Here is an 11,125-nt window from a genome sequence, read left to right as displayed (position 1 = left end):
GTCATTACGAATTACGAATTACGAATTACGAATTACGAATTACGAATTATTTAATAGCTAGTGTAGAGGGAAATGTGAAAAGAGCAATTATTACTAGAGCGTTCGTGGCATCAATCGGTTTTTTAGCTTTATTTGCCCCAAGTCAAGTATCAGCTCAACTCATACCGCAACCTTGGGTTTCTGTTGGCGGTAAAGATGGTGATGTCACTTATTCTGTGGGAGCTAGAGCTTTCGATTTAGGGGTAGAGTTGGGAAATGGGCCTGATGGCGCTACTGGAGTAGATGTTTTAAAGTTTTTAAGTTTGCCTGTGATTTCACCCTATGTCGGCGTTGGATATTATTCGGAAGATAAGGGGGTTGCGGTTTCTGGTGGTGTTCAAGTAGGGGCGAGTGATAATGTTTTTGTGGGCGCTGGTTATAATTCTGTACGCGGGTTTAATGGGCAGGTGGGGATTAGATTTTAGCTGATATCGGGCTTTTTGTATAAATATTTTTTTAACCGGGCTACGCCCCGCTTTGTTAACACGCAGAGGCGCAGCGAAAAGTTCTGTTCGCGTAGCGTCTCCGTCAGGAGAAGGAGGGTTTCCCTCCGTAGGAAACTTTTCAAGACAGAGGCGCAGAGAAGAACGCAAAAATTGGTTTTTACTTTTGTTAGTTTTTTTGCCCTACAGCTTCACACCAAGTCTGGGCAAACCATCCATCGGGGTGCTGGCTCCATTCTCGTAAGGCGCGGCTCATTGCTGTTATTGATTGTTCATCAGTCCAACCTTTCTGCACTGCTTGATATATTTTTGCAGAAGTCTCGATTATTTGCGCTAGATATTCGGTGGCGGAATTCAGGGGTTCATAACACTGATATGAAGCTGAGGTTTTGATGTTGGTAAATTTAGCTTTTCGTAATAATGCGCCTAATTCTCTGCCTATGTCAGGATTACCACCATTCTGCTGTTGGAGCCATTTAGAATAAGCAAATGCCTTATCCAATTCTGGTGTGGTTGGTGTTATTAGAAACACGCCCCAGTCAGGACTACGAAGACCAATTATCGCTCCTGGTTTCAGCACTCGCCATAGTTCTTGTAATGCTTTTGCTGGTTGTTGAAGATGCTCGAATAATGCATGGGAAAAGATAGCGTCAAACGAGTTATCTGGGAAGGGTAGAGCATAAATATTCGCCTCCAGAAAATTAGCATTGCTGATACCTTGAGTTACAGCACTCTCAGCAGCTATACGAATTTGAGAAGCTTCTCTGTCAATACCTGTAACTGTGCCTGGAGCTAGAGCTTTTGCAAAACCTAGTGTGATTGTAGCGGGGCCGCAGCCGCAATCTAGCAATTTCATACCTGGATGCAGGTAAGGCTGAAAAAATGCAGCATGGCTATCTACGGTTCGCTGGGCCATGAAATTAATTGCATTGCTGGAATAGCCTGGAGTGTAATTTTCTGACACAGTTCTAACTCCTGTTGATATTTATGTATGAGTATCATATGCAGCCATTTTTGAGATGTCCAATATATATTTATGCATATTTGAGATTTATAAAATATCAAAACTATGGAACTGCGACATCTGCGCTACTTTATCGCTGTGGCTGAAGAACTGCACTTCAGTAAAGCCGCAGAGCGATTACACATTGCTCAACCGCCCTTAAGCCAGCAAATTCAGCAACTGGAAGCAGAACTTGGGGTTGAGTTATTCCACCGCAAAACTAAGCGACAGGTGCAGTTAACAGAAGCTGGGAGAGTATTTTTGCAAGAGGTTTATCAACTGTTTACGCAATTGGAACGAGGAATTGAGTTAACGCAAAAAACAGCAAGAGGTGAGAAAGGATTATTACAAGTGGGGTTTACTAGCTTAGTAACTTACGATTCGCTACCGATAATTTTGCGGCTATTTCGAGAACAGTTTCTAGAAGTGGAGTTAGTTTTGCAAGAGTTAACAACGACTCAACAAGAGCAAGCACTACATCATCAACGTATCCATGTCGGCTTTGCTCATCCACCTTTAGAAGATGAAACACTCAATCAAGAGTGTATTCAGCAAGAAGCTTTAATTGTGGCGTTATGGGAAAATCATCCCTTAGCTAAACAAGATTTTATTTCAATACGATCGCTTGCAGATCAGTCCTTCATTATGTTCCCCCGTCACTTGGGCCCTGGACTTTACGATCAAATCATGAGTCTTTGCCAGCAGGCTAATTTCAACCCAAAAGTGGCTCAAGAAGCAATTCAAATGCAGACAATTATTAGTTTAGTTTCAGCAGGAATTGGGATTGCGATCGCACCTGCTTCATTGCAAAATCTTTACAGGGTTGGTGTAGTTTATCGTCCAGTTGAGGAAAAAACACCATTAGTAGAAACGGCTGTAGTGTGGCGAGAAGAAAATATGACACCTGTGTTAAAGGAGTTTCTGCAAGTTGTTAGGAGTATCTGCTGCTGATATACAAGCTTTGATATGTAAAAAAAGGCGAACCCAACAGTTCGCCTAATAATTATGGTGTTATGGTGTTGCTTGATCAAAACCTAAATCTTTGCTTCTTCCTTCACCAACTTATCCCAACCTAAATCTTTCAAATTATTATTTCGACGCAACGGACGAGTCACCAACTCTAGAATGTCACGCGCATTAGTGAAGCCGTGAATTTGAGCAAAAGTGAACTCAACAGACCATTTTGTATTAATCCCGCGTGCTTCCAATGGGTTAGCGTGGGCCATACCAGTAATTACTAAATCTGGTTTCAAGTCATAAATTCGTTGAACTTGATTGTAATTATCTGGCTTCTCCACAATCTTTGGCAAAGGTACGCCCATTTCTTGACAAGTTTTCTCTAGCAAAGCCAACTCAGCAGCTTGGTAGCGCTTGTCCATGTAAGGAATACCGATTTCGGGTACTGTCATCCCACAACGCACCAAAAACCGTGCTAAGGAGATTTCCAGCAAGTTATCACCCATGAAGAACACAGACTTACCGCGAATCAGTTTGACATAATCTTCTATGCCTTCCCAAATTTGCGCTTCTCGTTCATCTAAACCTTGGGGAGTAATGCCAAACACAGAGCAAATTTTCTCAATCCAAGCGCGGCTACCGTCGGGGCCGATGGGGAAAGGAGCGCCGATGAGTTTACATTTGCGGCGACGCATTAGGGTGGTAGCTGTACGGCTGAGGAAGGGGTTGACACCAGCGACGTAATATCCTTCTTCCAATACTGGTAATTCGGTGAAGCGTTTTGCAGGTAGCCAACCGGAAACTTTGATGCCTTGTTTCTTCAATTCTAGGGTTAACTGCGTAACTACAGGGTCAGGTAGAGAGCCAAAAAGCACCAACGGTGGATGATCTACGTACTCAGATTCTTCTTGAGCAACATCTTCTTTTTTCTTACCGAAGTTGAGCAACTTTTGAATGGCGTTGCGTTCGTTCTTTTCTGTTTCTGCTACAGGTGTTTTATCGGGACAACGTGTTGCCATGGCAGCTAACACAGTGTCTTCTCCTTGAGTGAAGGCATAATCTAAGCCATTGGCACGCGCTACAACGATGGGAATACCAATTTCACCCTCTAGTTTGGGTGCTAAACCTTCTAAATCCATTTTGATAATTTCAGTGGTGCATGTGCCAATCCACACAATTACACTGGGATTGCGATCGCGTTTAATCTGCAAACACAACCGCTTTAACTCTTCATAATCGTTTAGTTGTGCCGAAATATCTCCCTCTTCCAACTCTGCCATTGCATAACGGGGTTCAGCAAAAATCATCACTCCCATCGCATTTTGCAGGAAGTAGCCACAAGTCTTTGTACCAATTACCAAAAAGAAGCTATCTTCAATTTTTTGATATAACCAAGCCACACAGCTAATAGGGCAAAAGGTGTGGTAATTTCCAGTTTCACACTCAAAATTTAAAGCTTCTGGTTGTTGAGCAACAGTCATTTTGATTTTCTCCCCTTGATTTTTTAAGTTAGGAGCAATTGAGTTATGAGTTATGAGTTTTGATTATTAACTCCTAACTCTTAACTCCTAACTTAGTAATTAAGCATTGGGGAAGAGACGGGCAATTTCAGATTCATCAAAAACGCCTGATGGCAGATCTTCCCCTAAAAAGTCGTTATTTCCTTCAGCCTTTTGTAGTGCTGTTTCATCACCCCAGACATCTGACAAAACATCGCTAAAAGCATTCTCATCTAGTGGCTTGAGATCATCAAGTAACTGCTGATCAAGCTTAACCTCGGTTGCAGCTGTGGTATCAAAGGCAATATCCCCAAACTCATCTGCTTCTGAGTTAGAGATTTGGTGAGACTCATCCTTTGAGTTGTGTCCATTGGATGAGGCATTATCACCAATTCCGTTTGGGATTTCCTGCGCCTCAGTTATGTCCAGTTTTTGATGCTCAGAATCTACCATTGAGAACTCTTGAGCTACCAATACTTCCGCAAAGCCATTTGCATGAGGATGCACCAGTGTTTCATCATTGAAATTGTCATTAATGATTGCTGCTGACTCATCTTCATATTTATATGTTTCTGCTTTCGGAAGAATATGATTTCCAAGAGCGATGTCTGGGTCAAAATTTAAATCAAGCACCTCAATTAGGGTATCGGCGTCTGGATTCAATTTGGAAAAGGGGAACATTAATTGCGCTAACTTGGGTTCTAGCGCGTTAATTACTCCCAGGATGAGGTAAGAAGGCGGGCGCTTGCCGCCATCTGGGGTATACACTGATTCCACTTCCATGTGGAGTGTAATCCAATCACGATTCACCTGAAAAAACTGTAGCCACCTTTGCTTTAAAGTATCTGTAAAGCCGTGAAAGAAAGCCATATCGCTCCTCATCCTCAAAACTTGATGATTTATACAATCATCAAGTCTAGTTCCTCTTCTGAATTCAGAACCTGGGGTTTATTCGGATTTAAATAAAAATCAGACAACAAAGAGAATAATTCACGATCTTGAGCATCGTTCGGTACGACACCTTCAGGACGCGCCAAAATTTGGTCAGCAATGTTGAGATAGTAGTCACAAACGTATTCCAGCGAAGGGTCAGAATCTGCCATCTCAAACAATGTCTTACCTTTAACACGGGAAACACGGATATCCTCAATCAAAGGCAAAACTTCTAAAACTGGCATTGGCACCGCTTCTATATATTTTTCAATCAAGTCGCGCTTGGAGGTGCGATTACCAATTAATCCAGCTAGACGCAATGGGTGAGTCCTAGCTTTTTCTCTTACTGAAGCGGCAATGCGGTTGGCAGCAAACAAGGCGTCAAAGCCATTGTCTGTAACAATCAGGCAGTAATCTGCATAGTTGAGTGGTGCAGCAAAACCCCCGCAAACAACGTCACCCAAAACGTCAAATAGAATGACGTCGTACTCATCAAAGGCGTTGAGTTCTTTCAGTAATTTCACGGTTTCGCCGACTACGTAACCACCACAGCCTGCACCCGCAGGAGGGCCACCCGCCTCTACGCAATCAACACCACCATAACCTTTATAAATTACGTCTTCTGGCCAGACATCTTCGTAGTGATAGTCTTTTTCTTGGAGGGTATCGATAATTGTCGGAATCAAAAACCCTGTGAGGGTGAAGGTGCTGTCATGTTTGGGGTCACAACCAATTTGCAGCACTTTCTTGCCGCGTTTGGCTAAGGCGACGGATATATTACAGCTAGTTGTGGATTTGCCGATTCCACCTTTTCCATAGACTGCTAGTTTCACTTTAGATTTGCCTCTTATCGTTTTTTATCAAACTCGTGGCTCAAACATCTGCCTTCACCTAGCCCTTTAACGGCAAGACGTTAGGTATGTGAGTGTCATTATTGTGCAAATTCACAGGAAAAGAAAGGGGCTTTTTATTTGTTTGATGGTGATATCAAGATTATTTTAGTTTAAAACAGATTTTAAGTTGTTATAGGCTCATAAAATAATTGTTTACAGATTAAAATAGCTCAAATATAGTTTTTTAGTATTTTTTATATAAAAATAGTTACAAAAAACAAAAAACTGAAAAATCCTTTTACATATAGGTTTCATTGATATATTGCCCAAGTTGCAATCACTGCCTCTGAAAGAATTCAGAGGCTAATAAGCGAATGTAGATTTAAATTGCATAGCTATGGCGGGCTTTCCAGCCCACCCACAAGAGTTTTAGATATGCAAACTAAATGTGGTCTGGCTTATCTTGAGACCGCTTAAGAATAAATTCTGAGGCTAATGGCTTAAATCGGCTCAAGACGATTGGTAGGATTTTTGTATCTATATGAATATTATATCTAGAGATAGCAAGCTTATTAGCCGCGCTAGTAGCTTAGGACAGCCCTGCTTGACTAAGGTTTTACGGTAAATGACGCCAAGTAACGTTTGAGGAACGTAGACGCCGGGAGGGCGGCTTCTTGCAGGGTAACTCAGCGCCCAAAAACTTTGTGTTTGTTGGGTTTAACGAAGCGAAATTCCATCAAACAGCTGAGTGCGATCGCAATTTTGTAAAAAATTATTAAATATAAATATATTGTCCAAGTTTATTTGAGGCAATTATGAGATATTCTCTGCGACTGTCTGGATTTCTTGTAATGTTTGCCAGCCAGCTTGCCATTGAGAACTGTCTTGTAATAACTTAGCATTCAGCCAAAAGCGAACGTTAGGGTCACACGCGGCAACCATTTCCGCATAAACCCATTTACCTTGATTTTTACGGTTAACGACTTGAAAGTGTCGCCAGCCATCAACTTTTTGCTGTGCTGTCCACTTGGAACCAACTAGGTAAGGAAATTTTTGTTTTTTGGTCATTTTTTGAGGCGCTTAAGGCGCTGGCAGAATTACGCGATCGCAGTCTACCACTCTCGCAAACGTGGTAATATATACTCCACATAAACGTTTAAATTCCGGTGGTGGCAGGTCTTTTATCTGTTCGTAGCTCATCGCTTGTTCAGTCTTGAATTCTAGCAAATGCTCTGCCTTCAGCTTGAAAAAGTAAATATAGGTAATTAGTTCTCAATCTTAAATACGGAAATTGAAAATCTGCACTAATCCGATAATTATGAGATAGATTGCCACAATATAATTTAATAATCTGGGCAGAATCAGAATTAGAACTCCTGCAATCAAAGCAACAATCCCATTAATATTAACACTTAACTGAAGAGTAGTAGTTTGTTGGGCGAAGAGAATGGGTAGATAAAACATGGCTAGTTAAATAGGAGAGTAATTGACTATTAGCACTATTGTATTGCCTCTATATAAATTGCCTTATTTTTAGTTGCTTATGCTTTGAGTAAAAATGAATGCTGTGTTAGAGTTAGAAAATGAGAATAAAATGGGTTGTAGTATTTGTTTTAATATTAAAAGGCTTGACCTTTTGGTGTAAGCAGACATTTCTCCCAAATCTAAATCTCTACACAGTTACGATTTTGGAGATGATATATGTCATTGTATGTAGGCAACCTTTCATATGAGGTTACAAAAGAGACTTTAACTACTGTATTTGCAGAGTATGGTACTGTAAAGCAGGTTAATTTACCTACTGATCGTGAAACAGGGCAACTACGCGGCTTTGCATTTGTGGAAATGGGTAGTGAGGCAGAAGAATCAGCAGCAATTGAAGCTTTAGATGGTGCAGAGTGGATGGGACGCAACCTAAAAGTGAATAAGGCAAGACCAAAAGAAGACAACCGAGGTTCGTTCGGGGGAAATCGGGGAGGATACGGTGGCTCTCGTAATCGCTACTAACTTTTCAAAGCGAAAGTTTAACAGTTGATGTTTGAGGGAGATAAAAAATCTACCTTATGCTTGATTTTGTTTGACTTAAAGTTTGACCAAAGCTAGGGTGTAGGGTGTGAGATGTAGAAAAATGAAGAGAAAATAGTGTTTTTGCATACTCACTGATTGAAACCAATTCTCTTTCAAGCCCGCACTAAAATCGTAGATTTGGTGGTCAATGAAATGGTGGTTGCTTCATGCCCACTAAATTATCCCACAACCTACATCCTTTGACATTACTCACTAGCAATACAACAAGGAAATAAATGACCCAAGTAACAGTAGGTGAAAATGAACATATTGAGTCAGCCTTGCGTCGATTTAAACGAGAAGTCTCCAAAGCTGGGATTTTCCAAGACATGAGGAAGCATCGTCATTTTGAGACACCAGAGCAGAAACGTAAACGCAAAGAAACTGCTAGGCATAGGCAAAGAAAAAGAGGTTTTCGCATTTAAGACAAGGGTTGACTCAATGGGCGACAATGCAAAAACTCCTTTTTAATGACAGAGATAGATTTAGAGTGCAGGCCCTATTCCTTGGTAAAAATATTGACTTACACAGGTTGGAAAATTATGTTCACTTGGCAAGTATGCCAGTAATGGTTACAGTAGGTAAACATGGCTGTGCAGTACTGCTGGGTTATGGAGCAGTTGTTCTGTTTAACGTTGAGCCTTTAGAAAAGGTAGCCTTCTTGACAAAAATATCTTCTCAAGTTAGTGACTGTTTTGCCGACCCAGAAACAGAAGAGGTGGAAGTTTCTCTTAACCTTACCGAGAGTGAGCGAGTAAAGGAAGGAAAAATTTTACTACATGAATTTAGTGTAGAGCGTTTGCAGATAGTGGCTGATATTCTTGCCAAGAGCGTTGTACTATCTCATTATGAGAGTAGCCTAGCAACTGTATTTGATCAAATTGAACCGTTTGCAGCTAGTCTCCAGCGCGAAAATAGGAGTAGACGCCAAAGCCGAGAATTACTTCGTCAACTTGGGACTACTTTGTTAGTTCAACATAAGATAGTGGGTCGAGTAGAGATTATCGATAAGCCGGAGTTACTATGGGAATCCCCACAGCTAGAAAATTTATATCTGCGTTTAGAGGATGAATACGAAATCCGTGAGCGTCATAACGCCCTGGAACGTAAACTAGAGCTAATTTCCCAAACTGCACAAACAGTGTTGGAGTTTATGCAGCATAGCAGTAGCCAGCGAGTAGAGTGGTATGTAGTAATTTTAATTGTGGTGGAGATTCTGCTTTCACTGTATGACGTGATTTTCAAAGGCTAAAGCTAGAGTCTTCAGGACGTAAGAAATCTATGAAGTCCGAGGCTACCCTCATTGAATTGGGAAGCCCACACCCTATCTGTACTCAGATGGGTGTTGGGTAGTTCACTCTATTGCTCAATCAGTATTCGATCAGGAGTGGTAATTCTGGGTTTTATCGTTGGTTCTAGAGTTGGTTCTAGAGTCGGTTCTGGAGTCGGTTCTGGAGTTGGTTCTGGAGTCGGTTCTGGAGTTGGTTCTGGAGTTGAGTTTGGGGGTGATACTTGTAGTGGGGTACCAGCAGATGGGCTGTTAACAGCACTATCTGCAAATCCGGGATTGCCCGTTAACCCCACATCGAGAATACAATTTTGGAGAGCGATCGCATTGGTAATACCTTTAGCTCGGCAAACTTGCTCTCCTTGAGTGCGCTGTTCAGGAGTGAGAACTGGCAGCGCTGTGGGGAATGTTACATTCGTAGGCGGTTGCAAAAACAGCGACTCAACTGCCCAGCTATTACCAAACTCGTTGTACAACTTATCGAACGGCACCGGTGACCCGAGAACGTTCCCAGAACGGGTAGTGATATCGTTAGAGGGGTTGCCGTCATAGTTACCAAGTAGCCCTTGGACTTTATTTCTACGCGCCTCAGACAAGGCAAAGTATAAGTCAATATGTGAGCCTGTACTCAGCCTGACTTGAACCTGGGTTCCATCAGGCCAAACCGCCAGATATTGAGATCCTGTCACATAGAGATCCCCAAGGCGATTTCCTTGCTCATCTTTAAATTCGAGCTTGGCGTTATCTGGTGGCTGTATTGAGTTTCCATCTATTGACAGAGGAGAACTCTTCTGTGCGTCTATAATGACTTGACGCCCGCCAAGGTTGAACGCAACAGCACTGTTAATAGCTACTTGGTTATTCGACGAAAATGGCTTTTGTCTGACTTGCACTTCAAACGTATCATCAGGGGAAGTTGATTTCGCTGCAATAAAGTCGCCGCCAGCTTGGAAATCATAAGCCAAACCGTCAAAGGTGACTAGATGCGGGTCTCCGGAACTGCTACCATTGCTGGCGTTAATATTAATGTTACCTATCTGCTGATTACAGTTGATGACAGAATTGATTACTGGGCCCACAATATTACAAATAATGTTGATTTGAATTACTTGGATATTAGGGCCAGCTGCATAGCTAGCGATGGGAGAGTTAAAACTAAACAAGCTGAGCAGAATTGATACCAGAGACAAGGGCTTAGTCCGCATAAAATGCCTCCTAATTAAATTTAGTAAGTTTGGAACAGTTGACCCGTGCTTGATTTTTGATTTCTCAGTCAGAGTTAACTTTCTCTGACTAAGAAATCAACAGTCATACTTTGTCTTAACTAACTGCTCATTCTCCAGTTCAAAACCTGCTCATAACAGGCTAAAAAATGCTCAATTACTGTTCAGTTGCTGCTCAATAAGTAGAAGGACTAAATTAAATAATTCGTAATTCGTAATGACGCGACGCTCCTGTGTCGCTCTAAGCGAAGCTATGCCGCAGGCTTTACGCTACGCTAACGTAATTAAGTTTTGTAATGGGGATTTCACCCCAACACAAAACTTGCCGATTATAAAACCGGGGACTTAAACCCACGGAACTGGTTAAACCTCACCTCGATTGCCGGGTTTCGACTCCGCTCAACCCTCGTCTTTTCAAAGATCGAGCTAAAATTAAAATTAGGGGATTTTCCTGTTCCCTGCCTAAAGGGCTTGATTAAATTGCTGTAGCTGGTTGATGTTGCAAATCTCGTACAGGATCACCTAAAGCGCGTACATTGGCAGCAAATTCTAGCAATATCCCATCAGGATCAAAGAAATAAATAGATGAAATAAATGTATTTTCGTCAGGTTCAGGAACATAGCCAGAAGGGACATCTGCATGGTGTAATACAGGTGTGACTTGTACACCTTTAGCAATGAGTTTTTCTCTATACTCTTCTATTTTTTCTAGAGGGATATTAAATGCTAAATGGTTTAATGAACCATGAGCAGTAGCTAAATTACCAGTTTGAAAAGCATCAGGACTTAGAGGCTGTTTGAAAAGTCAGGTAGTTTGTAAAAAAACTCTCTCAGTGTAAG

The 11,125-nt window shown here is 41.7% G+C and carries 13 protein-coding genes; 5 read left to right on the top strand and 8 right to left on the bottom strand.

The features are described 5' to 3' along the window. Window positions 1–74: 74 nt before the first annotated feature. Complete coding sequence (locus tag AC5JMF_RS23940; protein WP_495798204.1) at window positions 75–464, top strand: hypothetical protein; 390 nt, start codon at window positions 75–77, stop codon at window positions 462–464. Window positions 465–651: 187 nt separating this feature from the next. Here the strand turns inward: AC5JMF_RS23940 and AC5JMF_RS23935 are convergent, their stop codons facing one another. After that, window positions 652–1,446, bottom strand: a complete 795-nt coding sequence (locus AC5JMF_RS23935; protein WP_495798203.1) for a class I SAM-dependent methyltransferase — start codon at window positions 1,444–1,446, stop codon at window positions 652–654. A gap of 105 nt (window positions 1,447–1,551) precedes the next feature. Here AC5JMF_RS23935 and AC5JMF_RS23930 point away from each other — a divergent pair, with 105 nt between their 5' ends. Further along, on the top strand, window positions 1,552–2,436 hold the full coding sequence (locus AC5JMF_RS23930; RefSeq protein WP_495798202.1) for a LysR family transcriptional regulator: 885 nt from the start codon (window positions 1,552–1,554) through the stop codon (window positions 2,434–2,436). Window positions 2,437–2,519: 83 nt separating this feature from the next. On the opposite strand, the gene AC5JMF_RS23925 is transcribed toward AC5JMF_RS23930, so the two are convergent. The 6 genes from AC5JMF_RS23925 to AC5JMF_RS23900 form a co-directional block, all read right to left on the bottom strand. Continuing rightward, on the bottom strand, window positions 2,520–3,923 hold the full coding sequence (locus AC5JMF_RS23925; protein ID WP_495798201.1) for a ferredoxin:protochlorophyllide reductase (ATP-dependent) subunit N: 1,404 nt from the start codon (window positions 3,921–3,923) through the stop codon (window positions 2,520–2,522). A 99-nt stretch (window positions 3,924–4,022) separates the two neighbouring features. Further along, window positions 4,023–4,811 carry a DUF5331 domain-containing protein gene (locus AC5JMF_RS23920; RefSeq protein WP_495798200.1) on the bottom strand — a complete coding sequence of 263 codons (789 nt, stop codon included), beginning with the start codon at window positions 4,809–4,811 and terminating at the stop codon, window positions 4,023–4,025. Window positions 4,812–4,840: 29 nt separating this feature from the next. Further along, window positions 4,841–5,707, bottom strand: coding sequence for a ferredoxin:protochlorophyllide reductase (ATP-dependent) iron-sulfur ATP-binding protein (bchL, locus tag AC5JMF_RS23915; RefSeq protein WP_495798199.1), 867 nt, complete (start codon window positions 5,705–5,707; stop codon window positions 4,841–4,843). Between the two features lie 813 nt (window positions 5,708–6,520). Beyond that, a complete protein-coding gene (locus AC5JMF_RS23910) occupies window positions 6,521–6,775 on the bottom strand; it encodes a TIGR02450 family Trp-rich protein (protein ID WP_495798198.1) in 255 nt (84 codons plus the stop codon). 12 nt (window positions 6,776–6,787) lie between these two features. Beyond that, complete coding sequence (locus tag AC5JMF_RS23905) at window positions 6,788–6,934, bottom strand: hypothetical protein (RefSeq protein ID WP_495798197.1); 147 nt, start codon at window positions 6,932–6,934, stop codon at window positions 6,788–6,790. 51 nt (window positions 6,935–6,985) lie between these two features. Continuing rightward, entirely contained in the window at window positions 6,986–7,171 is a 186-nt protein-coding gene (locus AC5JMF_RS23900; RefSeq protein ID WP_495798196.1) for a DUF3096 domain-containing protein, read from the bottom strand. A gap of 237 nt (window positions 7,172–7,408) precedes the next feature. Between AC5JMF_RS23900 and rbp the strand changes: the two genes are divergently transcribed. The 3 genes from rbp to AC5JMF_RS23885 all read left to right on the top strand — a co-directional run bounded on the left by rbp (window position 7,409) and on the right by AC5JMF_RS23885 (window position 9,026). After that, a complete protein-coding gene (gene rbp / locus AC5JMF_RS23895) occupies window positions 7,409–7,714 on the top strand; it encodes an RNA-binding regulator (RefSeq protein WP_495798195.1) in 306 nt (101 codons plus the stop codon). A 296-nt stretch (window positions 7,715–8,010) separates the two neighbouring features. Beyond that, the gene (gene rpsU / locus AC5JMF_RS23890) at window positions 8,011–8,199 is read left to right on the top strand and encodes a 30S ribosomal protein S21 (RefSeq protein ID WP_495798194.1); all 189 of its coding nucleotides are present in this window, start codon (window positions 8,011–8,013) and stop codon (window positions 8,197–8,199) included. Window positions 8,200–8,225: 26 nt separating this feature from the next. After that, on the top strand, window positions 8,226–9,026 hold the full coding sequence (locus tag AC5JMF_RS23885) for an RMD1 family protein (protein WP_495798193.1): 801 nt from the start codon (window positions 8,226–8,228) through the stop codon (window positions 9,024–9,026). A 107-nt stretch (window positions 9,027–9,133) separates the two neighbouring features. On the opposite strand, the gene AC5JMF_RS23880 is transcribed toward AC5JMF_RS23885, so the two are convergent. Next, the gene (locus AC5JMF_RS23880; RefSeq protein WP_495798192.1) at window positions 9,134–10,267 is read right to left on the bottom strand and encodes a VWD domain-containing protein; all 1,134 of its coding nucleotides are present in this window, start codon (window positions 10,265–10,267) and stop codon (window positions 9,134–9,136) included. Window positions 10,268–11,125: the final 858 nt, after the last annotated feature.

This window comes from Desmonostoc vinosum, from assembly GCF_059505385.1.
Note: the sequence above shows the minus strand (reverse complement) of the source record. Positions and strands in the feature narration are given on the sequence as shown.